23 protein-coding genes are annotated in these 26,749 nt (G+C 71.7%); 19 read left to right on the plus strand and 4 right to left on the minus strand.

Going from position 1 to position 26,749, the window contains the following annotated elements:
- A partial coding sequence (locus ACFO3J_RS24635; RefSeq protein ID WP_386433200.1) for a S53 family peptidase occupies positions 1-1,004 on the minus strand: 1,004 nt, incomplete at its 3' end.
- Between the two features lie 400 nt (positions 1,005-1,404).
- Here ACFO3J_RS24635 and ACFO3J_RS24640 point away from each other — a divergent pair.
- Both ACFO3J_RS24640 and ACFO3J_RS24645 read left to right on the plus strand, forming a co-directional pair.
- On the plus strand, positions 1,405-2,220 hold the full coding sequence (locus ACFO3J_RS24640; protein WP_386433203.1) for a TrmB family transcriptional regulator: 816 nt from the start codon (positions 1,405-1,407) through the stop codon (positions 2,218-2,220).
- Positions 2,221-2,461: 241 nt separating this feature from the next.
- Positions 2,462-3,349: a DMT family transporter gene (locus tag ACFO3J_RS24645; protein WP_386433205.1), complete on the plus strand. Its 888-nt coding sequence runs from the start codon at positions 2,462-2,464 to the stop codon at positions 3,347-3,349.
- Between the two features lie 60 nt (positions 3,350-3,409).
- Here ACFO3J_RS24645 and ACFO3J_RS24650 read toward each other — a convergent pair whose 3' ends face one another.
- Entirely contained in the window at positions 3,410-4,207 is a 798-nt protein-coding gene (locus ACFO3J_RS24650) for an enoyl-CoA hydratase-related protein (protein WP_386433208.1), read from the minus strand.
- A gap of 280 nt (positions 4,208-4,487) precedes the next feature.
- Here ACFO3J_RS24650 and ACFO3J_RS24655 point away from each other — a divergent pair, with 280 nt between their 5' ends.
- Positions 4,488-4,961, plus strand: a complete 474-nt coding sequence (locus tag ACFO3J_RS24655; RefSeq protein WP_386433423.1) for an ATP-binding protein — start codon at positions 4,488-4,490, stop codon at positions 4,959-4,961.
- A 31-nt stretch (positions 4,962-4,992) separates the two neighbouring features.
- On the opposite strand, the gene idi is transcribed toward ACFO3J_RS24655, so the two are convergent.
- Together idi and ACFO3J_RS24665 are read right to left on the minus strand one after the other, a co-directional pair.
- Entirely contained in the window at positions 4,993-5,604 is a 612-nt protein-coding gene (gene idi / locus ACFO3J_RS24660) for an isopentenyl-diphosphate Delta-isomerase (RefSeq protein ID WP_386433211.1), read from the minus strand.
- Between the two features lie 163 nt (positions 5,605-5,767).
- Positions 5,768-6,712 (minus strand): cation diffusion facilitator family transporter, encoded by a 945-nt coding sequence (locus ACFO3J_RS24665; protein WP_386433214.1) that lies wholly within the window; start codon positions 6,710-6,712, stop codon positions 5,768-5,770.
- A gap of 666 nt (positions 6,713-7,378) precedes the next feature.
- On the opposite strand from ACFO3J_RS24665, the gene ACFO3J_RS24670 reads away from it, so the two are divergent.
- From ACFO3J_RS24670 to ACFO3J_RS24745, 16 genes are all read left to right on the plus strand, one after another.
- Positions 7,379-9,265, plus strand: a complete 1,887-nt coding sequence (locus ACFO3J_RS24670) for a DUF5941 domain-containing protein (RefSeq protein ID WP_449343652.1) — start codon at positions 7,379-7,381, stop codon at positions 9,263-9,265.
- Entirely contained in the window at positions 9,262-10,014 is a 753-nt protein-coding gene (locus tag ACFO3J_RS24675) for a phosphocholine cytidylyltransferase family protein (protein ID WP_386433217.1), read from the plus strand. Before ACFO3J_RS24670 ends, ACFO3J_RS24675 begins: the two co-directional genes overlap by 4 nt.
- Positions 10,002-11,063: an iron-containing alcohol dehydrogenase family protein gene (locus ACFO3J_RS24680; RefSeq protein ID WP_386433220.1), complete on the plus strand. Its 1,062-nt coding sequence runs from the start codon at positions 10,002-10,004 to the stop codon at positions 11,061-11,063. Before ACFO3J_RS24675 ends, ACFO3J_RS24680 begins: the two co-directional genes overlap by 13 nt.
- Positions 11,041-11,826, plus strand: a complete 786-nt coding sequence (locus ACFO3J_RS24685; protein WP_386433223.1) for a CDP-alcohol phosphatidyltransferase family protein — start codon at positions 11,041-11,043, stop codon at positions 11,824-11,826. Before ACFO3J_RS24680 ends, ACFO3J_RS24685 begins: the two co-directional genes overlap by 23 nt.
- A gap of 20 nt (positions 11,827-11,846) precedes the next feature.
- Positions 11,847-12,719 (plus strand): glycosyltransferase family 2 protein, encoded by an 873-nt coding sequence (locus ACFO3J_RS24690; protein WP_386433429.1) that lies wholly within the window; start codon positions 11,847-11,849, stop codon positions 12,717-12,719.
- 80 nt (positions 12,720-12,799) lie between these two features.
- Positions 12,800-13,729, plus strand: coding sequence for an ABC transporter permease (locus ACFO3J_RS24695; protein ID WP_386433226.1), 930 nt, complete (start codon positions 12,800-12,802; stop codon positions 13,727-13,729).
- Positions 13,716-14,522 carry an ABC transporter ATP-binding protein gene (locus ACFO3J_RS24700; protein WP_386433229.1) on the plus strand — a complete coding sequence of 269 codons (807 nt, stop codon included), beginning with the start codon at positions 13,716-13,718 and terminating at the stop codon, positions 14,520-14,522. The genes ACFO3J_RS24695 and ACFO3J_RS24700 overlap by 14 nt, the downstream gene beginning before the upstream one ends.
- 343 nt (positions 14,523-14,865) lie before the next feature.
- A complete protein-coding gene (gene hpnC, locus ACFO3J_RS24705) occupies positions 14,866-15,753 on the plus strand; it encodes a squalene synthase HpnC (protein WP_386433232.1) in 888 nt (295 codons plus the stop codon).
- A complete protein-coding gene (gene hpnD / locus ACFO3J_RS24710) occupies positions 15,750-16,694 on the plus strand; it encodes a presqualene diphosphate synthase HpnD (protein ID WP_386433235.1) in 945 nt (314 codons plus the stop codon). Before hpnC ends, hpnD begins: the two co-directional genes overlap by 4 nt.
- Before the next feature lie 130 nt (positions 16,695-16,824).
- The gene (gene hpnE, locus ACFO3J_RS24715) at positions 16,825-18,261 is read left to right on the plus strand and encodes a hydroxysqualene dehydroxylase HpnE (protein ID WP_386433238.1); all 1,437 of its coding nucleotides are present in this window, start codon (positions 16,825-16,827) and stop codon (positions 18,259-18,261) included.
- On the plus strand, positions 18,258-19,328 hold the full coding sequence (locus ACFO3J_RS24720) for a polyprenyl synthetase family protein (protein ID WP_386433240.1): 1,071 nt from the start codon (positions 18,258-18,260) through the stop codon (positions 19,326-19,328). Before hpnE ends, ACFO3J_RS24720 begins: the two co-directional genes overlap by 4 nt.
- A 99-nt stretch (positions 19,329-19,427) precedes the next feature.
- Positions 19,428-21,464 (plus strand): squalene--hopene cyclase, encoded by a 2,037-nt coding sequence (shc, locus tag ACFO3J_RS24725; RefSeq protein WP_386433242.1) that lies wholly within the window; start codon positions 19,428-19,430, stop codon positions 21,462-21,464.
- A gap of 3 nt (positions 21,465-21,467) precedes the next feature.
- The gene (locus ACFO3J_RS24730) at positions 21,468-22,067 is read left to right on the plus strand and encodes a phosphorylase family protein (RefSeq protein WP_386433244.1); all 600 of its coding nucleotides are present in this window, start codon (positions 21,468-21,470) and stop codon (positions 22,065-22,067) included.
- A 5-nt stretch (positions 22,068-22,072) separates the two neighbouring features.
- Positions 22,073-23,101, plus strand: coding sequence for an adenosyl-hopene transferase HpnH (gene hpnH, locus ACFO3J_RS24735; RefSeq protein ID WP_386433247.1), 1,029 nt, complete (start codon positions 22,073-22,075; stop codon positions 23,099-23,101).
- A gap of 162 nt (positions 23,102-23,263) precedes the next feature.
- Positions 23,264-25,297, plus strand: coding sequence for a 1-deoxy-D-xylulose-5-phosphate synthase (gene dxs / locus ACFO3J_RS24740; RefSeq protein WP_386433250.1), 2,034 nt, complete (start codon positions 23,264-23,266; stop codon positions 25,295-25,297).
- The gene (locus tag ACFO3J_RS24745; RefSeq protein WP_386433253.1) at positions 25,284-26,723 is read left to right on the plus strand and encodes an aspartate aminotransferase family protein; all 1,440 of its coding nucleotides are present in this window, start codon (positions 25,284-25,286) and stop codon (positions 26,721-26,723) included. Before dxs ends, ACFO3J_RS24745 begins: the two co-directional genes overlap by 14 nt.
- Positions 26,724-26,749: the final 26 nt, after the last annotated feature.

Here is a 26,749-nt window from a genome sequence, read left to right on the forward strand (position 1 = left end):
ATGGTCCGCTTGGCGCAGCCGGTGTCGGTCTGCCAGGTGGGCTTGGCGTCGTAGGCCGAGCAGCCCGAACCGGTGCCCTCGGTGCTGGAGGTGTGCCAGACCGACTCGGTCCAGCCGCGGGAGGTGCCGCTGGAGCGGGTCAGCGCGGTGCCGCCGACCGAGGTGACGTACTTGGAGGCCGCCGGGTACTCGGGACCGTAGCCCTCGTCGCCGGCGCTGACGGTGATGGCGACGCCCGGGTGGTTGAAGTACGAGGAGTCGGCGGAGGTGTCGCTGGAGTCCTCGTCGCCGCCGTAGCTGTTGGAGACGTACTTCGCGCCCAGGCTGACGGCCTCGTTCACCGCGGTGCCCAGGTCGTCCATGCTCGCGGAGGAGGCCTCGACGAGCAGGATGTGGCACTGCGGGCAGACCGCGCTGACCATGTCCAGGTCGAGCGAGATCTCACCGGCCCAGCCGGAGTCCGGGCTCGGCAGCGAGGTGGTCGAGCCGGTCTGGCTGACCTTCTTGAAGCAGCCGTTGGCCGTGGTGCAGGCCGGCAGTCCGTACTGGCTGCGGTACGTGGACAGGTCGGCCGCGGCGTTGGGGTCGTCCTGGGCGTCCACCAGGGCCACCGTGGCGCCCGCGCCGGCGCCGGACGGCAGCGCGTAGGCGCTCTGCAGGTCGGTGGGGCCGTAGCCGGACGGGGTGGCGTTCGGGCTGATCCCGAGGTGGTGCGCGACATCGGTGCGGGCGAGCGCCAGGCAGGACATGAAGCCCGGCTTGGCGGCGGCGCACAGGCGCTGGGTCGGTACCGCGGAAGCGGCGGGGGCGGCCGAACCACCGGCGGCGGTGGCCGCCTTCGTGGTGGTGTGGGCGGCGGCCTGCTGCGAGGCGTGGCCGGCCGCGGGCGCGGCGGCGACGGAAGGTGCCGCGGTGGCCACCAGGCCACCGGTCACCAGGGCGCCGGTCGCGACGATCGCGAGCATGGCGCGGCGGGCGGCCGTTCTGATCCGGCCGGGACTCATCGACTGCAAGGTAACTGCCCTCCATGGGGGGATCGGCTCCCGAGGGCGTCCGCACCGGCGGTCGAATATGTCAGGATCATGACAACCGATCAAGGTCGTATGACCCGTGACAACCGATCACGGTGGTACGGCATCGCCTGGGACTTCTCGTGGCGCACGTGCACTGGTGATCTGGCTGTCAACGACTGCCAACTGCTGCTAACTGCCACCCCGTTGAGTGGTGACCGGACTGAAGGTAGTGAGCCGCGGCCCATGGGACCACCGGGTCTTGGTAAAGGATTGCCCTTGGGTTGGCCATAGTTCTCCGCGCGTAGAGCCAACGGGCCTGTGGCGCGATCCACCGCTCACCGCGGCGCCTCGCCTTCCGCCGTTCGACGTCCGCCGTATACCTTGATGCGCCATGGAGACCGAGGAGGGCCCGGTCGGCGATCTCGTCGCACTGGGCCTGGCGCGTTACGAGGCACGGGTCTACCTCGCTCTGGTGCGCCGCGAGTCGTATACGGCGGCGGAAGTGGCCCGCGAGGCCGACGTCCCCCGGCAGCGGGTCTACGACGTGCTCGACGCGCTGGTCCGCCGCCGGCTCGCCACCGCTCACCCCGGCCGGGTCGCGACCTTCTCCGCGATCGCCCCGGAACTCGCGGTGGCCCGGCTGATGACCCTCCAGCGCGAGGAGCTGGAGCGCCTGGACCGGGTCTCGTCCGCGCTCACCGCCGCCCTGGTCCCGGTCTGGGCCGACGGCCGCACCCAGACCGTCCCGCTGGACTACGTGGAGATCCTGCGCGACCCGAAGTCCATCGCCGAGGCCTTCACCGACATCCAGGCGCAGGCCCGCAGCGAGCTGCTCAGTTTCTGCAAACCGCCCTTCGTCGCCGGGGCGCTGAACACCCCCGGCATCAAGGCGGTACGCCGGCTGCGCCGGGCCGGCGGCTCGGTCCGGGCGATCTACACCCATGAGGCGCTGGACGACCTCGACGTCCTGGAGAACGTGCGCAGATTCGGCGCCGCGGGGGAGGAGAGCCGCTTCGCCGCCCGGCTGCCGCTGAAACTGGTGGTCGCCGACGCGTCCCTGGTGCTGTGCGACATGCCCGACCCGGTGGCGGGCACCGGTGCCACCACCGCGCTCTACATCGAGCATCCGGCGCTCGCCGCCTGCCTGCGGCTGGCCTTCCTCACCGTGTGGGACAGCGCCGAGACGGTCCCGGCGGCCGGTCCCTGACGGCACCTCGGGAAGGCCGTGCCGCGCGGCGGGGCCGGCCCGGCCGGGACCGGGCGGCAATGTCCCGGACACACACGGGCGGTGTGCTTTGCGTCACCCGCACCCGCCTGGCCCACTCCCGCGAGGGCTGTTCCGACACCCGCAAGTAGTCGGCGGCGCGCGACATTACGCCTGCTGGACGGTGCTGGACGCTCCGCGCCGAACCACCCGGTCCGGACGAATCGGGCGTTACAGTGACCGCGTGGCCGTGTTCCTGCTCGCGGTGGGTGCCGCCTGCTGCCTCGGACTGGGATTCGTGCTGCAGCAGCGCGCGGCGGCCCGCGCGCCCATCTCCGACTTCCTGTCCTTCCGGCTGCTGCTGGACCTGGTCCGGATGCCGGACTGGCTGGTCGGCCTCTTCCTGATGATCTGCGGCCAGGCGCTGGGCGCGGTCGCGCTCGCCTACGGCGAGGTCACCCTGGTCGAGCCGCTGACCGCCACCAATCTGCTGTTCGCGATGGCCCTGTCCCGCTGGCTCACCCGGCAGCCGCTCAGCTGGAGCGGCTGGAGCGGGGTCGGGCTGCTGGCGCTCGGCGTGACCGCCTTCATCGTCGCGGGCCGGCCGCACAGCGGCCCCAACGAGGCCGGACCACTGCGGCACTGGCTGGTCTTCGGCATCGTCGCCGGGCTGGCCGTCCTGCTCACCCTCCAGGCCCGAAGACTCAGGCCGTCCGCGAAAGCGGCCCTGGTGGCACTGGCCGCCGGGCTGATCTACGGCCTCCAGGACGCGCTCACCCGGGTCTGCGGCGAGATCGTCCAGGACGAGGGCACGGCGAACCTCTTCACCCACTGGCAGCCCTACGGCGTCGGCGTCATCGGGCTGACCGGCATCCTGCTGGTGCAGAGCGCCTTCGAGATGGCCCCGCTGCGGATGTCGCTGCCCTCGCTCACCGCGGCCCAGCCGCTGGCCGGCATCGCCTGCGGCATCGGTTTCCTGGGCGACCGCATCCGGCTCACCACGGGCGCGCTGACCTGGCAGGCGCTCGGTCTGGCCGCCATCGTGTTCGGCGTCGTCCTGCTCGGCCGCCATCCGGCGATGCCGGCCGGGGTGCCGGTGTCGGAGACGGTGGGGGCGTCGGAGGCCGACTGACAGCGCCGGGCAGCCGGGGCCCGTGCGGGAGCTGTCGTACGGTCCGGACCCCCGGCGCTGTCAGCCGGCCCCGGGCGACCAGGTGAAACGCGGCTCCCGGCGCTCCAGGAACGCCGCGGTGCCCTCGGCGGTGTCGCCGCTGCTCCCGGCCTGCGCCGCCCAGTAGGCCAGCCGGGCCGCGTCCGGCGGTCCGGCGGCGAACTCCTTGGCGGCGGCCTGGGTGAGCTGCGAGCGGGCCGCGAGCAGGGCGGTGTAGTCGCGGACCCGCCGCTCCAGCGCGTCGGGCGCCAGCAGCTCGTCCACCAGGCCGGTGCGCAGCGCCCGCTCGTCGTCGATCAGCTCGGCCGAGAACAGCAGGTGCTTGGCGGTCGAAGGACCGGTCAGCCCGGTCAGCCGGCGGGTGGCGGCCGCCGGGTAGACGATGCCCAGCCGGGCCGGCGTCACCCCGAAGCGCGCGCCCCGCGCCGCGAACCGCAGATCGCAGGCGACCGCGAGCTGGCAGCCGCCGCCCACACAGAAGCCGCGCACCACCGCCAGGGTCGGCTTCGGGAAGGCGGCCAGCGCCTCTTCGGCCGCGGCCGCCGCTTCCTGGGTGTCCCGGGCGCCCCGCGGCGCCGCCAGGTCGTTGATGTCGGCGCCCGCGCAGAAGGTCTCTCCCGCGCCGGTCAGCACCAGCGTCCGTACCCGCGGATCGGCGGCCAGCGGCGCCAGCAGCCGGGGCAGCGCTGCCCACATGCCCAGCGTCATGGCGTTGCGCCGGGCGGGATTGCTGATGGTGACGGTCGCGGTGCCGTCCTGGACGGCGACCAGCAGCCCGGGGCCGGCATCAGAGCCGGGATCGGGGTCTGGCGGGGGCATGGTGACTCCTTGGGCCGCTGTGCCGTCCCGCCCCACGGGTCCGGCCCCCGGGGACGGGTCGGGCCGTGATCCTATCCGGACCGCGCGGCGCCGGAATCGGTCACCACGGCGGCGGAAACGGTCGGCGGCGGTCGAATCTCGCGGAAAGGTGCGGACTTACGGTTTCCCGCACGTGCACCCGCGGCGGACGCAGACACTCCTACCCGTGAGGCGGAAGCTGCCGGACTGCCGGCAGGGGACGCGGGGAAACAGCGAGGTGAAAGCGATGGTGGGTGCGGTCATGGAGGTCCGCGGGAGCGTTCCGCCAGATCAGGCTCCGGCTGCGAGACCGTACGAGGGGGTGTTCCGGTTCACGGCCCCGGCGATCGACGCGTCCGTACCTCAGATCCGGCACTCCGTACGCGAACTCATCGCCGATCTGGGTGTGCCCTTGGACGCGGATCTGCGGTACGGACTGCTGCTGATCGTCTCCGAACTCGTCACCAACGCCGTCAAGCACGCCGCGGTCCTGTCACCGCGGATCTCGGTGGAGCTCACGGTCGGCGAGCGCTGGATCAGGGTCGCCGTCGAGGACAACCACCCTTACCGGCCCAAGGCGCTGGCGGCGGACCACGCCCGTACCGGCGGACGCGGGCTGCTGCTGGTCAAGAGCGTCACCGACGAGGCCGGCGGCTCCTGCGACAGCACGCCGACCGCGAGCGGCGGCAAGGTGATCTGGGCGACCCTGCCGCTGCGCGCGGCCGAAGCGGACTGACCGCCGCAGCGGACCGTCCGGCGGGGCGGCCTCACCAGCCGCCCGTACCGCCGGTCACCTCGCGCACCGTGGGCAGCGCCGCGTCCAGCACGGTCTGGAACCAGGCCGAGAACGGACCGTCCGAGCGCAGCCGGGCCAGTGCCTGCGGGCCGACCAGGGCCGTCTCGTCGATCTCCGCCGGGTCCGGCCGCAGCTCGCCGCGCACCAGACCGACGAAGAGGTGGTTGTACTCCTGCTCCACGAGCCCGGACGCCGGGTCCGGGTGGTTGTAGCGGACCGTGCCCGCCTCGCGCATCAGCGCCGGGGCGATGCCGAGTTCCTCGGCGGTGCGGCGGGCCGCGGCCACGAAGGGCTGCTCACCGGGGTACGGGTGCCCGCAGCAGGTGTTGGACCACACACCGGGGGAGTGGTATTTGCCCAGCGCCCTGCGCTGGAGCAGCAGCCGGCCCTCGTCGTCGAACAGGAAGACCGAGAACGCGCGGTGCAGCCGGCCGGGCGCCAGATGCGCCGACAGCTTCTCCGCCGTGCCGATGGTCACGCCGTTCTCGTCGACGAGTTCCAGCATGATCGGTTCCGCTACCCCGTTCGGGGACGGCGGCACGGAGACAGCGCCGGGTCGGCCGGTGGCAGGAGTGGTGGGCATGTCCATCCTTCGCGTTCGACGACAAGACCTTAGTCTGCCTCACCCCGGGGGCTGCTCCCGCGCCCGCACCGCCCGGCCCCTCGGCGCTCGGGGGCACGGCGGGTGCGGTGGGGGTGCGGTGCGGAGCGCGGCCCGCCGGGCGGCGCTCCACCAGCGGCCCGGCTCAGTGGCAGAGCCGGGCCTCGTGCTCCGCGTGGCCGACCGGCTCCAGCTGGAAGGTGCAGTGTTCGACGTCGAAGTGGGTGCCGAGGCAGCCCTGAAGATCATGCAGTATTTTCTCGTAGCCCACCGCCTCCAGTACGTCCTGGCTGACCACGACATGCGCCGACAGCACCGGCAGCCCCGAGGTGATCGTCCAGACATGCAGGTCGTGCAGGCCCTCCACCCCTTTGAGCTCCTCGATGTGCCGGCGTACCTGGCCCATGTCGACGCCCTTGGGCGCCGCCTCCAGCAGGATGTCCACCGCCTCGCGCAGCAGCCGCCAGGTGCGCGGCACGATCAGCGCCCCGATGAGCAGCGACGCCACCGCGTCCGCCTGCCGCCACCCGGTGGTCAGGAAGATCACCGCGGCCACCACCACCGCGAGCGAGCCGAAGGCGTCCGCCATCACCTCCAGGAAGGCGGCGCGGACGTTCAGGCTCTCCCGCTGGCCGCGCAGCAGGATGACCAGGGACACCGAATTGGCCACCAGGCCGATCAGGCCGAAGACGACGGTGGCCTGGCCGTGGATCGTGTGCGGGGTGATCAGCCGCCGCACGCCCTCGTAGAAGATGAACCCCCCGACGCCGAAGAGCAGCACCGCGTTCCCCACCGCGGCCAGGATCTCGGCGCGGGCGTAGCCGAAGGTGCGGCGTTCGCTCGGCGGCCGGGCGGCGAAGTGGATGGCGACCAGGGCCATGGCCAGGCCGGCCGCGTCGGTGGCGATGTGGCCGGCGTCCGCGAGCAGCGCCAGCGAGCCGGTCACCAGGCTTCCGGCCACCTCGGTGGCCAGCACCAGCAGGGTGATGGCGAGCGCGATCCGCAGCCTGCCGCGGTACGCCGCTCCCGCCGTCCCGGCCGGGTGTGTGGCGCCGGCCGGTCCGTGGCCGTGGCTGTGCCCTGCCCCCATGGACGCGGTCTCCTTCCGCTCGGTCCGCCCCGGTCCCGGCGTCCCGGTCCGTAGTCCTTCTGTCCGGCCGGCTCGTCCGTACCGCTCCGGCCGGGTCCGTCCTGTCCCGGGCCCGGCCGCTCGTTTCCGGCCACGACCGGCCCGACCCGACCCCGACTCGGCTCCGGCCCGACCGTGCCCCGACCCGCCCCGATCTGCTGCGGTCCGCCCTGTCGGGTACGTTCCCGCCGCCGCGGCCCCATTTCGGTGGGTCCGGCCTCGGTGTCTCCGGCTCCCGTGCGGCCGGTCGCCGCGGCGGCCAGTCAACACCGGTCACGCATCGTGGGCAAGCCGGTACTGGAGACCGTTGTCATGTGCGGTGACCTGCGGTGATAAGGCACGCCGAGGGGGTAGTCGGGCGGTGTGGGCCTCACCCGTACGAGGGAGCGGGCGAGGCGGGCTGCGGTCTGTCGCGTCCTGTCGACGATCAGACGATCGCATCGGATGTGCGACGTCCCGGCGAACGCGCGATGAACTGGGGTCATCGGGTATCCGATAGCCTCGCGATCGTGCCTGGCCCGGCGGCGCCGCCGGACCGTCCAGGCTACGCCTCCGCACGCCTCGAGGGAGTGGGTTCCGCTGCCGACCGCAATCCTGACCGGCCCCGCCACCGGGGCGCCGTCGCCGTTGGCGGACGACCTGCGGGCGCTCGGGTTCCAGGTGGTCGAGGCGGCGACCGCGACGCAGGCCGCCGCGCGGCTCGCCGCCGTACCCGCCGCCGACCGGGTGGCCGTGGTGGACCCGCGCTTCCTCGGCCACCGGCACGCGCTGCGCCTGGCGCTGACCGACCCCCGCTTCGACGCCGCCGCTATCCCGGGCGCGCTGTCCGTCCAGCCGCCGGCCCGCCCCGCGCTGGCCGACGCCCTGGAGTCGGCCGCGCGCCACCCGGCCGGGCGGACGTCGCTTTCCGGCCATGAGCCGCCGGCCGCGACGGCCGCCCCGAAGCGGGAAAGCGCCCTCCCGAACGGCACCGTCGCCGGCGCCCTGCTCTCGCACACCGGCCCCGGCGCCGCGCCCGCACTCGCCGCCGACACCCTCCCCGACCGGCTCGCCGCCGCCCTGGACACCGGCGCCGCCGCCCCGCACCGCCCCGAGCTGGGCGTCCTCGTCGCCGCCGTACCCGCGGACGAGGCAGGACGGGCGGCGGTCGTCGCGGCGATCGGCGCGGTGGACGAGGAGGCCGTCCGGCTGCGCAGCGCGGTGAAGTCCCGGGACGGCTTCTTCACCACCCACTTCATCAGCCCGTACTCGCGCTATCTGGCCCGCTGGTGCGCCCGCCGCGGCCTGACGCCCAATCAGGTGACCACCGCCTCACTGGTGGTGGCGCTGATCGCCGCCGCGAGCGCGGCCACCGGCACCCGCGCCGGCTACATCGCGGCCGGTGCGCTGCTGCTCGCCTCCTTCGTACTGGACTGCGCCGACGGGCAGTTGGCCCGCTACGCGCTCAAGTACTCCACCCTCGGCGCCTGGCTGGACGCCACCTTCGACCGGGTCAAGGAGTACGCCTTCTACGCCGGGCTCGCGCTCGGCGCCTCCCGCCACGGCGACGACGTATGGGCGCTGGCGCTGGGCGCGATGACGCTGCAGACCTGCCGCCATGTGGTGGACTTCGCCTTCAACGAGGCCAACCACGACGCCGAGGCCAACACCAGCCCCACCGCGGCCCTTTCCGGGCGGCTGGACAGCGTGGGCTGGACGGTGTGGGTGCGCCGGATGATCGTGCTGCCGATCGGCGAACGCTGGGCGCTGATCGCGGTGCTCACCGCGGCCGGCACACCGCGGACCACCTTCGTCGTCCTGCTCGTCGGCTGCGGGCTGGCCGCCTGCTACACCACCGCCGGCCGGGTGCTGCGGTCCCTGACCAGGAAGGCGCGCCGCACCGACCGCGCCGCGCTGGCGCTGGCCGACCTGGCGGACAGCGGCTTCCTGGCGGAAGCGGTGGCCCGCGCCGCCGCCCCCGCGGCCCGGCGGCTGCCCGCCTTCGCGCCGCCCGCGCTCGCCCTGGCCGGCGCCGCCGCGGTGACCGCCACCGCCGCGCTCGCCCCGGACGGCAGCGGCTGGCCGGTGCTCGCCGCCGCCTGCTACGTCGTCACCTCGGGGCTCGCGGTGGCCCGTCCGCTCAAGGGCGCCCTGGACTGGCTGGTGCCGCCGGCCTTCCGGGCGGCCGAATACGGAACGGTCCTCGCGCTCGCGGCCGCAAACATGAACGGATCATTGCCGTTCGCTTACGGGCTGGTGGCAGCGGTCGCCTACCATCATTACGACACGGTGTACCGCATCCGCGGCGGCGCCGGGACCCCGCCGCGGGCCTTGGTGCGCGCCGCGGGCGGGCACGAGGGCCGGGTGCTGCTGGTGACGGTCCTCGCGGCCGCCCTCGGGCACCGCTCGGGTTTCCAGGTCGCGCTGACGGTGCTCGCCGCCGTGCTGGCGCTGCTGGTCCTCAGCGAGAGCATCCGCTTCTGGGTGTCCTCCGGGGCTCCCGCCGTACACGACGAAACAGGAGAACCCGCATGATCGGCCTCGTGCTGGCGGCCGGCGCCGGACGGCGTCTGCGCCCCTACACCGACACCCTGCCCAAGGCACTGGTGCCGGTCGGCCCGGAGGGCGCCGAGGACAGCCTCACCGTGCTGGACCTGACCCTGGGGAACTTCGCCGCGATCGGACTGACCGAGGTCGCGGTCGTCGTCGGATACCGCAAGGAGGCCGTCTACGAGCGGAAGGCCGCGCTGGAGGCCAGGTACGGCATCACCCTCACCCTGATCGACAACCCCAAGGCGGAGGAGTGGAACAACGCCTACTCCCTGTGGTGCGCCCGCGAGGTGATCCGGCAGGGGGCGATCCTGGCCAACGGCGACACCGTGCACCCGGTCTCCGTCGAGCGCACCCTGCTGGCCGCCCGCGGTCAGGGGCGCCGGATCATCCTGGCCCTCGACACGGTGAAGAAGCTCGCCGACGAGGAGATGAAGGTCGTCACCGCGCCCGGCGAGGGTGTGCGGCGGATCACCAAACTGATGGACCCGGCCGAGGCGGCCGGCGAGTACATCGGCGTCACCCTCATCGAGGCCGAGGCCGCCACCGCGCTCGCCGACGCGCTGCGGACGACCTACGAGCGCGACCCCCAGCTCTACTACGAGGACGGCTACCAGGAGCTGATCGACCGCGGCTTCACCATCGACGCGGTCCCGATCGGCGAGGTCCCCTGGGTCGAGATCGACAACCAGGCCGATCTCGCCAAGGGCCGGGAGATCGCGTGCCAGTACTGACCCGGCTGATTCCCTCGCCGGTCGTCGTCGACATCAAGGGCGGGGCGCTCGCCGATCTGTCGAAGGTGCTGGCGGACCGGCGGATCTCCGCCTCGGGCAAGCTGGCCATCGCGGTCAGCGAGGGCTCCGGCGCCAGGCTGCGCGAGCGGCTGGCCCCCGAGCTGCCGGGCGCCGACTGGTATCCGGTGCCCGGCGGCACCATCGACGCGGCCGTCGAGCTGGCCGACGCGATGCGCGGCAAGCGCTACGACGCGGTGGTCGGCCTGGGCGGCGGCAAGATCATCGACGTCACCAAGTACGCCGCCGCGCGGGTCGGCCTGCCGATGATCGCGGTGGCCACCAATCTGTCGCACGACGGCATCTGCTCGCCGGTGTCCACCCTCGACAACGACAACGGCCGGGGCTCGTACGGCGTCCCCACCCCGCTGGCGCTGGTCATCGACCTCGATGTGATCCGGGAGGCACCGGCCCGCTACGTCCGGGCCGGCATCGGCGACGCCGTCTCCAATCTGTCGGCCATCGCCGACTGGGAGCTGTCCCGCCGCGAGACCGGCGAGCCGGTCGACGGGCTGGCCGCCGCCATGGCGCGCAGCGCCGGCGAGTCGGTGCTGCGCCACCCCGGCGGCATCGGTGACGACGACTTCCTGGTCACCTTGTCCGAAGGCCTGGTGCTGTCGGGCATCGCCATGTCGATCAGCGGCGACACCCGCCCCTCCTCCGGCGCCTGCCACGAGATCAGCCACGCGCTGGACCTGCTCTTCCCGCGGCGCGCCGCGGCGCACGGCGAGCAGGTCGGGCTCGGCGCCGCCTTCGCGATGCACCTGCGGGGCGCCGGGGAGGAGTCCGGGCTGATCGCCGACACGCTGCGCCGCCACGGGCTGCCCGTACTGCCGGCCGAGATCGGCTTCACCGAGACGGAGTTCGTCGAGGCGGTGGTCTACGCGCCGCAGACCCGCCCCGGGCGCTACACGATTCTGGAACACCTGGACCTGCCCGCCACCGACATCAGGGACGCATACGCCGACTATGCCAAAGCCATCAGTAGCTGAACTGCGCCCGGTCGTGCACCCCGGTGGCATCAAGGACCGGAAGAACGGCGAGCACTGGGCCGGGCGCCTGTACATGCGGGAGATCTCGCTGCGCTGCACCCGGGCGCTGATCGACTCGCCGCTGAGCCCCAACCAGTACACGTATCTGATGATCGTGGCCGGCATGGCGGCCGGCGCCGCGCTGCTGATCCCGGGGCTGGCCGGCGGCATCCTCGGTGCCCTGCTGATCCAGCTCTATCTGCTGCTGGACTGCGTGGACGGCGAGCTGGCCCGCTGGCGGAAGCAGACCTCCACCGTGGGGGTCTATCTGGACCGGGTCGGGCACTACCTGTCCGAGGCGACTCTGCTGGTCGGCTTCGGCGTCCGGGCCGCCGACGTGTTCCACCACGACAGCGCGTCCATCCGCTGGCAGTGGGCGTTCCTGGGCACGCTGGCCGCGCTGGGCGCGATCCTGATCAAGGCCGAGACGGACCTGGTGGACGTGGCCAGGACCCGCCGCGGGCTGCCCGCCGCCGAGGAGAGCGCGAATGTGCCGCGCTCGTCCGGGGTGGCGCTGGCCCGCCGGGCCGCGTCCGCGCTGAAGTTCCACCGGCTGGTCGGCGGCGTCGAGGCGTCGCTGCTGATCCTGGCGGCCGCGGTCGCCGACTACTACCACGGCGATCTGCTGTTCAGCAGGATCGCGGTGGCGGTGCTGGCCGGCGTCGCCGTCGTGCAGACGGTGCTGCATCTGGTCAGCATCCTGGCGTCGAGCAGACTGAAATGAGGGCCGGGGTGAACGTACCGCTGAAACTCGGCGCGGTGATCATCACCATGGGCACCCGGCCCGCCGAGCTCCAGGATCTGCTGGACTCGGTGGCCAAGCAGCAGGGCCCCGATGTCGAGGTCGCGGTGGTGGGCAACGGCTCGCCGCTGCCGCCGCTGTCCGGGGACGTCCGCACCGTGGAGCTGCCGGAGAACCTCGGCATCCCCGGCGGCCGCAATGTCGGCGTCGGACTGTTCGGTCCTGGCGGCTCCCAGGTGGAGGCGGTGATGTTCCTGGACGACGACGGCCTGCTGCCCTCGGAGGAGACCGCTGAGCACGTCAGGGCCGCCTTCGAGGCCGACCCGAGGCTCGGCATCATCAGCTTCCGGATCGTCGACCCCGCGACCGGGACCACCCAGCGCCGCCACGTGCCGCGGCTGGGCGATTCCGACCCGCTGCGCAGCTCGCGGGTCACCTCCTTCCTCGGCGGCGCCTGCGCGGTGCGTACCAGGGTCTTCCGGCAGGTGGGCCCGCTGCCGGACGCGTTCTTCTACGCGCATGAGGAGACGGATCTGGCCTGGCGGGCTCTTGACGCCGGCTGGCACATCGAGTATCGGGCCGACCTCGTACTGCACCATCCGGCCACGTCACCGGCCCGGCACGCCGTCTACCACCGCCTGGTGGCCCGTAACCGGGTGTGGCTGGCCCGTCGCAATCTGCCATGGCTCCTTGTTCCGGTCTATCTCGGCGTATGGTTCGCACTTACGCTGGTGCGCCGGCCGTCCGGCAAGGCGCTGCGCGCCTGGCTCGGCGGATTCTGGGAGGGCCTGACGACTCCCTGCGGGAAACGTCACCCGATGCGCTGGCGTACCGTCTGGCGGTTGACCCGGCTGGGCCGACCCCCGATCATCTGAAAAGCTCGGACCTGAGAGCATCAGGCGCAGCCGGGGAATCCCCCTACCCGGCGCGCACCTTGAGGACGAAAGTGTCAACTGTGAGCGAGACAACGCACAATGGTGCGGTCGCCGTCGGTGCCCCACCAGCACCCTCGGCCGATGACGGCCTCAGCCCCGCCGAACTTGCGGCCAAGTACGGCCTTTCCGTCAGTGGCGCCCGTCCTGGGCTGGCGGAGTACACGCGGCAGTTGTGGGGCCGCCGACATTTCATCAATGAGTTCGCCAAGGCGCGGACCGCCGCCCAGTACACCCAGGCACGGCTGGGCCAGCTGTGGCAGGTGATGACCCCGCTGCTCAACGCGGCCGTCTACTACCTGATCTTCGGTCTGCTGATCGGCACCAGCAAGGGCATCGACAACTTCATCGCCTTCCTGGTCACCGGCGTTTTCATCTTCACCTTCACCCAGTCCTCGGTGATGAGCGGGGTGCGGGCGATCGCGGGCAACCTGGGCCTGATCCGGGCGCTGCACTTCCCGCGCGCCTCGATGCCGATCGCTTTGACGCTGATGCAGCTCCAGCAGCTGCTGATGTCGATGTTCGTGCTGTTCACGATCGTGCTGATGACCGGTGAGACGCCGGACATGTCGTGGTTCCTGGTCATCCCCGCGCTGCTCACCCAGTGGGTGTTCAACACCGGCCTGGCGCTGATCGTGGCCCGGCTCGGCAGCAAGATGACCGACCTGGCCCAGCTGATGCCGTTCCTGCTGCGCACCTGGATGTACATGTCCGGCGTGATGTACAGCATCGACAAGCTCACCGCGAGCGCGCCGGGCTATGTGCGGATACTGCTCGACATCAATCCGGCCGCGGTCTACATCGACCTGATGCGCTTCGCGCTGATCGACAGCGTCACCAGCTCGCAGATGCCGCCGCACGTATGGGCGAGTGCGGTGGGCTGGGCGCTGGTGGTCGGTGTCGGCGGCTACATCTACTTCTGGAAGGCTGAAGAGCAGTATGGCCGTGGCTGAGCAGCAGACCCTGGTAAGCACACCGGCCTCCGGGTCCCGGGTGCCCACTGTGATCGTGGACGACGTCCACATCGTCTACACGGTGTACGGCGCGGGCACCGGCCGGGGCACCGCGACCGCCGCGCTGTACCGGCTGCTGTCCCGCAAGGGCTCGCCCAACGTCCGCCGGGTGCACGCGGTGCGCGGTGTCAGCTTCACCGCCTACCGCGGCGAGGCGATCGGCATCATCGGCTCCAACGGTTCGGGCAAGTCCACCATCCTGCGGGCGATCGCCGGGCTGCTGCCGACGGAGAGCGGCAAGATCTACACCGACGGCCAGCCGTCGCTGCTGGGCGTGAACGCGGCGCTGATGAACGACCTGACCGGTGCCACCAACGTGCTGCTCGGCGGTCTCGCCATGGGCATGTCGCAGGAGGAGGTGCGCCACCGCTTCAAGGGCATCGTGGACTTCTCCGGGATCAACGAGAAGGGCGACTTCATCTCGCTGCCGATGCGGACCTACTCCTCCGGTATGGCGGCCCGGCTGCGCTTCTCCATCGCGGCGGCCAAGAACCACGACGTGCTGATGATCGACGAGGCACTGGCCACCGGCGACCGCGCCTTCCAGCGGCGGTCGGAGGAGCGCATCCGCGAGCTGCGCAAGGAGGCCGGCACGGTCTTCCTGGTCAGCCACAACAACAACTCCATCCGGGACACCTGCGACCGGGCGATCTGGCTGGAGAAGGGCGAGCTGCTGATGGACGGCCCGGCCGACGACGTGATCAAGGCCTACGAGGCGCACAGCGGCAAGTGACCGAACTGCAACAATTCCAGGGCATGATGGGCGACCCCCGCCGGATGATCCGGCGGGGGTCGTGTGTTGTGCGTTGTCGTGACCGGTCCGACCGGTCCGACCGGTCACGGACCTGTCCTACCGGTCACGCCCCCCGCGTACGCCGGGGGATGGCCCGACGTAAGCTGTACCGGTGCTGGGAGCCTGCTGATGATCGATACCGGGTGTGCGGGATGCCTGGTGCGGCGTGTCCGAAATGGGAAGATTCGACGGGGCGGTGTAGAACGGGGTATGTGGCGGCCATGATGATCGGGACCATCCTGCTCCGGGGCACGTTCGCCGCCTGTGTGCCGGGAACCCCGCGGTGACCGGGGACGACTCGTCCCGGGCCGTCCTGGACAAGGCGGCGCGCGAGAATTTCCCGGTGGCACCGGCGTTCCTGCCGCGCGCCTGGCGACGCGACCTGATGGCCGTCTACGGCTTCGCCCGGCTGGTCGACGACATCGGTGACGGCGACCTCGCGGGCGGCGGCCGCTACGACGCGCTGCGGCTGGGGCTCGACCCGGCCGTGGCCGGCGACCGGCTCGCCATGCTCGACGCTTTCGAGACCGATCTGGGGCGGGTCTTCGACGGCGCCCCCAGTCACCCGCTGCTGGCCGCGCTCCAGCCCACGGTGCGGCGCCACGGCCTCACGCCCGAGCCCTTCCTCGGCCTGATCGCGGCCAACCGCCAGGACCAGCGGATCCGCCGCTACGGCACCTACGACGACCTGCTCGCGTACTGCGAACTGTCCGCCAATCCGGTGGGCCGGCTCGTGCTGTCCATCACCGGCACCTCGACGCCGGAGCGGGTCCGCCTCTCGGACGCGGTGTGCACCGCGCTGCAGATCGTCGAGCACCTCCAGGACGTGGCCGAGGATCTCGGCCGGGACCGGGTCTACCTGCCGGCGGAGGACATGAAACGCTTCGCGGTGGACGAGGACGATCTCGCCGCACCCAGCGCCGGCCCGCAGGTCCGCGAGCTGATCGCGTTCGAGGCCGAACGCGCTCGTGAGCTGCTGGCCGAGGGCACTCCCCTGGTGGGCAGCGTTCATGGCAGGCTTCGGCTGCTGCTCGCCGGCTTCGTCGGTGGCGGTCGCGCCGCGCTGAAGGCGGTGCAGAACGCCGGCTACGACGTGCTGGCGGTATCGCCCAAGGCCACCAAGCCCGGCCTGCTCCGCGAGGTGGGTTCGACATTGCGAAGAGAGGGGTGAGCCGGACCGTGAACGGTTCCGCCCAGACGTCCGGACAGGTACTTGCGGCATACAGGTACTGTGAGACCGTGACCGGCCACGAGGCTCGTAACTTCGCCTATGGAATCCGACTGCTGCCCACCGCCAAGCGGCAGGCCATGTCGGCTCTCTACGCGTTCTCCCGGCGGGTCGACGACATCGGCGACGGCGACCTCGACCCCGCGGAGAAGGTCAGCCGGCTCGACACCACCCGCGCCACCCTCGCCCGGGTCCGCGAGGGCGCGGTGGCCGAGGACGACATCGACCCGGTGGCGGTCGCCCTCGCCGACGCCGCGCGCAGATTCCCGCTTCCGCTCGCAGGTCTGGACGAACTCATCGACGGAGTTCAGATGGACGTTCGGGGGGAGACATACGAAACGTGGGATGATCTGGCCATTTACTGCCGCTGTGTGGCCGGTGCCATCGGAAGGCTCTCGCTGGGCGTTTTCGGCACCGTGGATGGGCACGATCCTGCACGTGCCGCCGAATACGCCGACACTCTCGGCCTCGCCCTGCAACTCACCAATATCCTCCGCGACGTCCGCGAGGACGCCGCCAACGGGCGGACATACCTGCCCGCACGGGACCTCGCCAAGTTCGGGTGCGCGGAAGGCTTCCATACCGACACGCCGCCGTCCGGCTCGGACTTCACCGGACTGGTGGAGTTCGAAGTACGCCGTGCCCGGGCGCTGTTCGCCACCGGCTACCGGCTGCTGCCGATGCTGGACCGGCGCAGCGGTGCCTGCGTCGCCGCCATGGCCGGCATCTACCGCCGGCTGCTGGAGCGGATCGCCGCCGACCCCGAGGCCGTACTGCGCGGCCGGGTCTCGCTGCCCGGACGCGAGAAGGCGTACGTCGCCATGCGCGGTCTCAGCGGACTCGACGCCCGGCGTACCGCACGCCTGCCGCGGAGGGACGCGTGAGATCCACCCGCGAGGAGGCGGGCCCAGCCGCATCCAGCGCACACCACCAGGCAACCCCGGCTCCCCGCACGGCGTCACCTTCGGTGCCGGTTCACCGCGCCCATCGCGGTACCGCGCTGGGGGAGGGCGCATGAGCAGCACACACACCGGCGACGGCACGCGCACCGCGGCCGGCTCCGACACGGGCCCCGGCCCACGGACCGCGGTGGTCGTCGGCGGCGGGCTGGCCGGCACCACCGCCGCGCTCGCGCTGGCCGACGCCGGCGTCCGCGTCACCCTCACCGAGGCCCGGCCCCGGCTCGGCGGGCTCGCCTTCTCCTTCCAGCGGGGCGAACTCACCGTCGACAACGGCCAGCACGTCTTCCTGCGCTGCTGCACCGCCTACCAGTGGTTCGTCGACCGCATCGCCGCCCGCGACCTGATCACCCTGCAGGACCGGCTCGACGTACCCGTGCGCGACGCGGACACCGGACGGCTCGGCCGGATCAGCCGGGCCGGACTGCCGGTGCCGCTGCACCTGGCCGCGAGCCTGGCCCGCTACCCGCACCTCTCGCTGCGCGAACGCGCCTCGGTCGGGAGGGCCGCGCTCGCCCTGCGCGGCCTGGACCTGGCCGATCCGGCGCTGGACCGCACCGACTTCGGCAGCTGGCTGGCCGCGCACGGCCAGTCGCCGCGGACCGTCGAGGCCCTGTGGGACCTGGTCGGTGTCGCCACCCTCAACGCGACCGCGGGGGAGTCCTCGCTCGGGCTGGCCGCCAAGGTCTTCAAGACCGGGCTGCTGTCCGAGCCGGGCGCCGCCGACATCGGCTGGGCCGCGGCCCCGCTGGGCGAGCTGCACGACGGGCGGGCCCGTACCGCGCTGGACGCGGCCGGTGTGCGCACCCTGACGCGCACCCGCGCCACCGCGCTGGAGCCGGTACCGGGCGACCGCTGGCAGGTCCTGGTGGAGACCGGACCCGGCCGCGGCGAGCAACTCGAAGCCGACACCGTGGTGTTGGCGGTCCCGCAGCGTGAGACCCATGGGCTGCTGCCGGCCGGCGCGCTGGAAGATCCGGAAAAGCTGTTGCGCATCGGCACCGCGCCGATCCTCAATGTCCATGTGGTCTACGACAGAAGGGTGCTGGAGCAGCCGTTCCTCGCGGCTCTCGGCAGCCCGGTCCAGTGGGTCTTCGACCGCACCGAGACCTCCGGACTCGCCGGCGGCGGCCAGTATCTGGCGCTGTCCCAGTCCGCGGCGCAGGACGAGATCGACCTGCCGGTCGCCGAGCTGCGCGACCGCTACCTGCCCGAGCTGGAAAGACTGCTGCCCGCCGCCCACGGCGCCGGCGTCCGCGACTTCTTCGTCACCCGGGAGCGCACCGCGACCTTCGCACCGGCGCCCGGGGTGGGCGCCCTGCGCCCCGGTCCCGCCACCCGCGCCCCCGGTCTGTTCCTGGCCGGGGCATGGACCGCCACCGGCTGGCCCGCGACCATGGAGAGCGCGGTACGCAGCGGCCTGTACGCCTCCCGAGAAGCTTTGTCCGCCCTCGGGCTGCCATTCGACAACGGCGTCCTGGAGGCGGCATGAGTGCTATTGGTGCAACAAGAGGAGAGAACGTGACCGCTGACAGCGTCATCGGGCTGCTGGAGAACGGCCGCATCCTGACCACTCCGGTGCTCCGCGCGGCCGTGGCACGCCTCGCCCCCCCGATGGACACCGTCGCCTCGTACCACTTCGGCTGGATCGACAGCACCGGCCGGCCCGCGGACGGCGACGGCGGCAAGGCCGTACGCCCCGCGCTGGCCCTGCTGTCGGCGCAGGCGGCCGGCGCGCCCGCGGAGACCGGGGTCCCCGGCGCCGTCGCGGTGGAACTCGTGCACAACTTCTCACTGCTGCACGACGACCTGATGGACGGCGACGAGCAGCGCCGGCACCGCGACACGGTGTGGAAGGTGCACGGCCCGGCCCAGGCGATCCTGGTCGGCGACGCGCTGTTCGCGCTGGCGAACGAGGTGCTGCTGGAGCAGGGCACCGCCGACGCCGGCCGGGCCACCCGTCGGCTGACCACCGCCACCCGCAAACTGATCGACGGTCAGGCCCAGGACATCTCCTTCGAGCACCGCGAGCGGGTCACCGTCGAGGAGTGCCTGGAGATGGAGGGCAACAAGACCGGCGCCCTGCTGGCCTGCGCCTCCTCCATCGGCGCGGTGCTGGGCGGCGCGTCCGAGGCGGACGCCGACGCGCTGGAGGAGTACGGCTACCATCTGGGCCTCGCCTTCCAGGCGATCGACGATCTGCTCGGCATCTGGGGCGATCCGGCGACCACCGGAAAGCAGACCTGGAGCGATCTGAGGCAGCGTAAGAAGTCCCTTCCGGTGGTGGCCGCGCTCGCCGCCGGCGGCCCCGCGTCGGAGCGGCTGGGTGAACTCCTGGCAGCCGACGCAAAAAATCCGGAAAACGATGCCTTCAGCGAGGAAGAGTTCGCCCTGCGCGCAGCGTTGATCGAAGAGTCCGGTGGCCGGGAATGGACCTCGCAAGAGGCCAGAAGGCAGTACGCGACCGCGATCGCAGCACTTGACAAGATGGACATGCCCGAACAAATCCAACACAAGCTCGTGGGACTGGCGGATTTTGTGGTGGTTCGCGAAAAATAAAGAGCAATCAGTGGAGCGTTTGACGTCGCCAGTCCCTTTCATGTGACGGCCGACGGCCGCCCCCAACACCGCAGACGTCTCAACTGCAAAGGGGAAGCCATGACAGCGACGACCGATGGCAGTCCAGGTTCGCCAACCCACCGGACACCCTCGGCCAGCAGCACCTCGGAACCGGACCCTGTTCCACCCGGTGCCACCGAGGCGGCGGCCCGGCGTGCCGTCGGGCACGCCACCGACCACCTTCTGGCCCGGCAGCACGCCGACGGATGGTGGAAGGGCGACCTCGAGACCAACGTGACCATGGACGCCGAGGACTTGCTGCTGCGGGAGTTCCTCGGCATCCGTGACGACAAGATCCTCGCGGCGTCCGCGCGCTGGATCCGCTCGCAGCAGCGCGAGGACGGCGCCTGGGCCACCTTCCACGGCGGCCCCGGCGATCTGTCGGCCACCGTCGAGGCGTATGTCGCGCTGCGGCTGGCCGGCGACGACCCGGACGAGGCGCACATGTCGCTGGCCGCCAAATGGTCCAGGGGCGAGGGCGGAGTGGCCGGCAGCCGGGTCTTCACCCGGATCTGGCTGGCCCTGTTCGGCTGGTGGAGCTGGGACGACCTCCCGGAACTGCCGCCCGAGCTGATCTACCTGCCCAAGTGGATGCCGCTGAACATCTACTCGTTCGGCTGCTGGGCCCGGCAGACCATCGTGCCGCTGACCGTCGTCGGCGCGCACCGACCGGTCCGCCCGGCGCCCTTCGGCATCGACGAGCTGCACATCAACCCCGAGCAGCCGTCCCCCAAACGGCGCAAGGCGCCCATCACCAGCTGGGACGGCGTCTTCCAGCGCCTGGACCAGGTGCTGCACGTCTACCGGCGCGTCACCCCACGCTCGGTGCGCCGCTCGGCGATGAACGCCTGCGCCCGCTGGATCATCGAGCGCCAGGAGGCCGACGGCTGCTGGGGCGGCATCCAGCCGCCCGCGGTCTACTCGGTGATCGCCCTGCATCTGCTCGGCTACGATCTGGACCACCCGGTGGTCAGGGCCGGCCTGGACTCGCTGGATCGTTTCGCCGTCTGGCCCGAGGAAGGGGTCCGGATGATCGAGGCGTGCCAGTCCCCGGTGTGGGACACCTGTCTGGCGGCCATCGCGCTCGCCGACGCCGGGCTGCCCGCCGACCACCCGGCGCTGCTGAAGTCGGCCGACTGGATGCTCGGCGAACAGATCAACCGGCCCGGCGACTGGTCCGTGAAGCGCCCGCAACTGGCCCCGGGGGGCTGGGCCTTCGAGTTCCACAACGACAACTACCCGGACATCGACGACACCGCCGAGGTGGTCCTCGCGCTGCGCCGCGTCGCCCACCCCGACCAGCCCCGGCTGGACGCCGCGGTGGAACGCGCGGTGCGCTGGAACGTCGGCATGCAGTCCAGGAACGGCGCCTGGGGCGCCTTCGACGCCGACAACACCAGCCCCTTCCCCAACAAGCTTCCCTTCTGCGACTTCGGCGAGGTCATCGACCCGCCGTCCGCGGACGTCACGGCCCATGTGGTGGAGATGATGGCCGCGCTCGGCCTGGAGCACGACCCGCACGCCCGGCGCGGCATCGAGTGGCTGCTCGCCGAACAGGAGGACAACGGCGCCTGGTTCGGCCGCTGGGGGGTCAACTACATCTACGGCACCGGGTCCGCGGTGCCCGCGCTGGCCGCCGCCGGGCTGCCCGCCTCGCACCCGGCGATCCGCCGCGCCGTCAGCTGGCTGCGCTCGGTGCAGAACGCCGACGGCGGCTGGGGCGAGGACCTGCGCTCCTACTCCGACCAGGAGTGGGCGGGCCGAGGCCACTCCACCCCGTCCCAGACCGCCTGGGCGCTGCTGGCGCTGCTCGCGGCCGGCGAACGCGACAGCGCGGCCGTCGAACGCGGGGTGCGCTGGCTCACCGACACCCAGCTGGAGGACGGCTCCTGGGACGAGCCGTACTTCACCGGGACCGGCTTCCCCCGGGACTTCTCCATCAACTACCACCTGTACCGGATGGTCTTCCCGCTGACCGCGCTCGGCCGCTATGTGCGCGACGAGCCGTTCGGCGCCGGCCACCCCGGATCCGCCGCGGTCGCCGCGGCCGGCGGCAGCACCGGAAAGGGGGCCTAGTTCGTGGGCCGTACCCAGCCGCCCCTGCTGGTGGTGTGCGCTCTGCGCATCGAGAAGTTCGCGCTGCGCAGGGGCACGGCCAAGGTCGCCGACCCGGTCACCGTGCTCCGTACCGGCATGGGACCCAAAGCCGCGGACCGGGCCGTACGGCAGGCGCTGCACGACCCGGCCCTGCGCGACGCGGCCGTACTGACCACCGGCTTCTGCGCGGGGCTCGCCCCGGGCATGCGGCCGGGCGATGTGGTCGTCTCCGACGACGGGCACGAGAGCGCGGCGCTCGCCGCCGCGCTCAAGTCCGCGGGCCACACCGTGCACAGCGGCACCCTGGCGGAATCCGACCATGTCGTGCGGGGCGCCGAGCGCACCGCACTGGCGGCGAGTGGTGCCATCGCCGTGGACATGGAGTCGGCGGCCATGCGGCGCGCCGCCCTCGCCGAGGGCGTGCACCGCATCGCGGCGGCCCGCGTCGTCGTTGACACACCCGAGTTCGAACTCGTCCGTGTCGGTACGCTGCGCACCGGATTCATCGCCTTCCGGGTGCTGAGAGATCTTGTTCCTGCCTTTCATGATTGGCACCGCACTACCGCGCTCCCCTGGAGGTGAGCTAGATGGCTATGCCGCTCCGTCAGTCCGTCCGTGTCGCGTCGTACCTCTTCGAACAGAAAATGGTCAGGCGACGCGAAAAGTTCCCGTTGATCGTCGAACTCGAACCGCTCTTCGCCTGCAACCTCAAATGCGAGGGCTGCGGCAAGATCCAGCACCCGGCCGGGGTGCTCAAGCAGCGCATGCCGGTGGCACAGGCCGTCGGCGCGGTGCTGGAGTCGGGTGCGCCGATGGTCTCCATCGCGGGCGGCGAGCCGCTGATGCACCCCCAGATCGATGAGATCGTGCGCCAGCTCGTCAAGCGCAAGAAGTATGTCTTCCTGTGCACCAACGCCCTGCTCATGCGCAAGAAGATGGACAAATTCACCCCGTCTCCGTATTTCGCGTTCACCGTGCATATCGACGGGATGCGGGAGCGGCACGATGAATCGGTGGCGAAGGAGGGCACCTTCGACGAGGCGGTCGAGGCGATCAAGGAAGCCAAGCGCCGCGGATTCCGGGTGACCACCAACTCCACCTTCTTCAACACCGACACTCCGCAGACGATCATTGAGGTGATGAACTACCTCAATGACGAGCTGCAGGTCGACGAGATGATGCTGTCGCCCGCCTACGCCTATGAGAAGGCGCCCGACCAGGACCACTTCCTGGGCGTGACGCAGACCCGTGAGCTGTTCAAGAAGGCGTTCGGCGGCGGCAACCGGGCCAAGTGGCGGCTCAACCACACCCCGCTCTTCCTGGACTTCCTGGAGGGCAAGGCCGACTTCCAGTGCACGGCCTGGGCGATCCCCAACTACTCGCTGTTCGGCTGGCAGCGCCCGTGCTATCTGATGGCCGACGGGTACGTGCCGACGTACGACGAGCTGATCGAGAAGACCGAGTGGGACAAGTACGGCCGCGGCAAGGACGAGCGGTGCGACAACTGCATGGCGCACTGCGGCTACGAGCCCACCGCCGTGCTGGCCACCATGACCTCGCTGAAGGAGTCCATCCGCGCCGTCCGGGAGACCGTCGCGTCCAACCGCGCCAAGTGACCTTCCGCTGAGATACGAGGAGTGATCACGGACGAGTGATCGCGGTCGAGCCACCGGTGCGGCGTACGCGCCGCCGCCGGTGGCTCGTCGGCGTACCGTGGCCGGCCGGGGACAGGCGGTCGGCGATAGAAAGCAATCCCGGCAGGGGAACGAGGTCCATAGATGTCGTTGCTGGAGAACATCACAAGCCCACGCGATCTGAAGGCGCTGCCCGACGGCCGGCTCGACGAACTGGCCGCCGACATCCGCGGCTTCCTGATCCAGGCCGTGGCCAGGACCGGCGGGCACCTGGGACCGAACCTGGGCGTGGTGGAGCTGACGATCGCCCTCCACCGGGTCTTCGACTCGCCAGCCGACCGGATCCTGTGGGACACCGGCCACCAGTCCTACGTCCACAAGCTGCTCACCGGCCGGCAGGACTTCTCCGGGCTCCGCAGCAAGGGCGGTCTGTCCGGCTACCCCTCGCGGGCCGAGTCCGAGCACGACGTGATCGAGAACAGCCACGCCTCCACCGTGCTGGGCTGGGCCGACGGCCTGGCCAAGGCCAATGAGGTGCTCGGCCGCGACGACCACGTGGTGGCCGTGATCGGCGACGGCGCGCTCACCGGCGGCATGGCCTGGGAGGCGCTGAACAACATCGCCGCCGGGGACCGCCCGCTGATCATCGTCGTCAACGACAACGAACGCTCCTACGGCCCCACCATCGGGGGCATGGCCAACCACCTGGCCACCCTGCGCACCACCGACGGCTACGAACGCTTCCTGTCCTGGGGCAAGCAGGTCCTCCAGCAGACCCCGGTCATCGGCCAGCCGCTCTACGAGTCCCTGCACGGCGCCAAGAAGGGCTTCAAGGACGCCTTCGCGCCGCAGGGCATGTTCGAGGACCTGGGCCTGAAATACCTCGGCCCGATCGACGGCCACGACATCGCCGCGGTGGAGTCCGCGCTGCGCCGCGCCCGCCGCTTCAGCGGCCCGGTCCTGGTGCACTGCCTGACCGAGAAGGGCCGCGGTTTCGCCGCCGCCGAGCAGGACGAAGCCGACCGCTTCCACACGGTGGGCGCCATGGACCCGCTGACCTGCCTCCCGCTGGCCCCCGCCCAGGGCCCCTCCTGGACGTCGGTCTTCGGCCAGGAGATGGTACGGATCGGCGACGAGCGGCCCGACGTGGTGGCGATCACCGCCGCCATGCTCCAGCCCGTCGGCCTGGAAGGCTTCGCCAAGGCCTATCCGCACCGGGTCTTCGACGTCGGTATCGCCGAGCAGCACGCCGCCACCTCGGCGGCGGGCCTGGCCACCGGTGGTCTGCACCCGGTGGTGGCGGTCTACGCGACCTTCCTCAACCGGGCCTTCGACCAGGTGCTGATGGATGTCGCCCTGCACAAGTGCGGCGTCACCTTCGTACTGGACCGGGCCGGGGTGACCGGTGTGGACGGCGCCTCGCACAACGGCATGTGGGACATGTCGGTGCTCCAGGTCGTCCCCGGGCTGCGGATCGCGGCCCCGCGCGACGCCGATCAGCTGCGGGCCCAGCTGCGCGAAGCACTCGACGTGTCCGACGCGCCCACCGTCGTCCGCTTCCCGAAGGAGACCGCGGGCGAGCCGCTGCCCGCGCTGGACCGGATCGGCGGTATGGACCTGCTGCGGCGGCCCGCCGACGGCGCCGCCCAGGACGTCCTGCTGGTCTCGGTCGGCGCGCTGGGCGCCGTCTGCCTGGCGGCGGCCGATCTGCTGGCCGGCCGCGGCATCGGCGTCACCGTGGTCGACCCGCGCTGGGTCAAGCCGGTGGACCCCGCGCTGCCCGAACTCGCCGCCGGCCACCGGCTGGTGGCCGTCGTGGAGGACAACGGCCGCTCGGGCGGCGTCGGTTCGGCTGTCGCCCAGGCGCTGCGGGACGCCGAAGTGGACGTGCCGCTGCGCGACTTCGGGATCCCGCAGCGGTTCCTGGCCCACGCCAAGCGGGGCGAGATCCTCGCCGAGATCGGACTGACCCCGGAGGCGGTCGCCGACCGGATCGGCGCGACGCTGGCGCGCGGCGCGGCCGTCGCCGTACCCACCGCCGCCGTACCCACCGCCGTGTCCGTCCCCCCGCCCGGCGCTCCCGCCCCGGCGGCCCCCGGCGGCCCGGCGCCGGCCCCCGCGCATACTTCGGTACGGATCCAGCCACGCAAGGAGCAGGTGAGCGATGACATCGTCTGACGCGACGCCCGAGGGCGGCGCCGCCTCGGTACCCGGCGAGCAGCCCAAGGGCTTCGATCTGGCGACGCTGCTCGCCGAACGGAGCGGTGAGCGCTACGACCTGCACACCAAGTACCTGAACCACCAACTGCCGCGGATGCTGCACACCATAGGGTTCGACAAGTACTACGAGCGGGCCGAGGGCGCCCACTTCTGGGACGCCGACGGCAACGACTACCTCGACATGCTGGCCGGATTCGGCGTGATGGGGCTGGGCCGGCACCACCCGGTGGTCCGCAAGGCGCTGCACGACGTCCTGGACGCCGGGCTGCCCGACCTCACCCGCTTCGACTGCCAGCCGCTGCCCGGACTGCTCGCCGAGAAGCTGCTGGCGTACACCCCCCACCTGGACCGGGTGTTCTTCGGCAACAGCGGCACCGAAGCGGTCGAGACCGCGCTGAAGTTCGCCCGTTACGCCACCGGCAAGCCCCGGGTGCTGTACTGCACGCACGCCTTCCACGGCCTGACCACCGGCTCGCTGTCGGTCAACGGCGAGGGCGGCTTCCGCGACGGCTTCGCCCCGCTGCTGCCCGACACCGCGGTCGAGATGGGTGATCTGGACGCGCTGGCCCGGGAGTTGAAGCGCGGCGACGTGGCGGCGCTGATCGTGGAGCCGATCCAGGGCAAGGGCGTCTACATCGCCCCGCCCGGCTATCTGCGCGCCGCCCAGGAGTTGCTGCGCAAGCACAAGGCGCTGCTGATCGCCGACGAGGTGCAGACCGGCCTCGGCCGTACCGGCGACTTCTTCGCCTACCAGCACGACGAGGGCGTCGAACCCGACCTGGTGTGCGTCGCCAAGGCGCTGTCCGGCGGTTATGTACCGGTCGGCGCCACCCTCGGCAAGGACTGGATCTTCAAGAAGGTCTACTCCTCGATGGACCGGGTGCTGGTGCACTCCGCCAGCTTCGGCACCAACGCGCAGGCGATGGCGGCGGGTCTGGCCACCCTCTCGGTGATGGAGGACGAGAAGGTGGTGGAGAACGCCCGGCGCAACGGCGACCTGCTGCGCGAGCGGCTGGCCGCCCTCACCGACCGCTATGAACTCCTCAAGGAGGTGCGCGGCCGGGGCCTGATGATCGGCATTGAGTTCGGCCGCCCCAAGTCCCTGGGCCTGCGCAGCCGCTGGACGATGCTGCAGACGGCCCGCAAGGGCCTGTTCGCCCAGATGGTGGTGGTCCCGCTGCTCCAGCGGCACCACATCCTCGCGCAGGTCTCCGGGGACCACCTGGAGGTCATCAAGCTGATCCCGCCGCTGATCATCGACGAGGCGGACGTGGACCGCTTCGTCACCGCCTTCACCGAGGTAATGGACGACGCGCACGGCGGGGGCGGCCTGATGTGGGACTTCGGGCGCACCCTGGTCAAGCAGGCGCTCGCCAACAAATAGCGGGACAAGAGGTGCCGGGAGCGGCG

This window comes from Streptomyces polygonati (assembly GCF_042650325.1).
GTDB lineage: Bacteria > Actinomycetota > Actinomycetes > Streptomycetales > Streptomycetaceae > Actinacidiphila > Actinacidiphila polygonati.

Excerpts from the sequence above, each read along its gene's own strand:
- ACFO3J_RS24640 (WP_386433203.1), top strand. The coding sequence starts at position 1,405 with ATGGAGACCGAGGAGGGCCCGGTCGGCGATCTCGTCGCACTGGGCCTG.
- ACFO3J_RS24650 (WP_386433208.1), bottom strand. The coding sequence starts at position 4,207 with ATGCCCCCGCCAGACCCCGATCCCGGCTCTGATGCCGGCCCCGGGCTG.
- ACFO3J_RS24655 (WP_386433423.1), top strand. The coding sequence starts at position 4,488 with ATGGAGGTCCGCGGGAGCGTTCCGCCAGATCAGGCTCCGGCTGCGAGA.
- idi (WP_386433211.1), bottom strand. The coding sequence starts at position 5,604 with ATGCCCACCACTCCTGCCACCGGCCGACCCGGCGCTGTCTCCGTGCCG.
- ACFO3J_RS24665 (WP_386433214.1), bottom strand. The coding sequence starts at position 6,712 with ATGGGGGCAGGGCACAGCCACGGCCACGGACCGGCCGGCGCCACACAC.
- ACFO3J_RS24675 (WP_386433217.1), top strand. The coding sequence starts at position 9,262 with ATGATCGGCCTCGTGCTGGCGGCCGGCGCCGGACGGCGTCTGCGCCCC.
- ACFO3J_RS24685 (WP_386433223.1), top strand. The coding sequence starts at position 11,041 with ATGCCAAAGCCATCAGTAGCTGAACTGCGCCCGGTCGTGCACCCCGGT.
- ACFO3J_RS24700 (WP_386433229.1), top strand. The coding sequence starts at position 13,716 with ATGGCCGTGGCTGAGCAGCAGACCCTGGTAAGCACACCGGCCTCCGGG.
- hpnE (WP_386433238.1), top strand. The coding sequence starts at position 16,825 with ATGAGCAGCACACACACCGGCGACGGCACGCGCACCGCGGCCGGCTCC.
- ACFO3J_RS24720 (WP_386433240.1), top strand. The coding sequence starts at position 18,258 with ATGAGTGCTATTGGTGCAACAAGAGGAGAGAACGTGACCGCTGACAGC.
- shc (WP_386433242.1), top strand. The coding sequence starts at position 19,428 with ATGACAGCGACGACCGATGGCAGTCCAGGTTCGCCAACCCACCGGACA.
- hpnH (WP_386433247.1), top strand. The coding sequence starts at position 22,073 with ATGGCTATGCCGCTCCGTCAGTCCGTCCGTGTCGCGTCGTACCTCTTC.
- dxs (WP_386433250.1), top strand. The coding sequence starts at position 23,264 with ATGTCGTTGCTGGAGAACATCACAAGCCCACGCGATCTGAAGGCGCTG.
- ACFO3J_RS24745 (WP_386433253.1), top strand. The coding sequence starts at position 25,284 with ATGACATCGTCTGACGCGACGCCCGAGGGCGGCGCCGCCTCGGTACCC.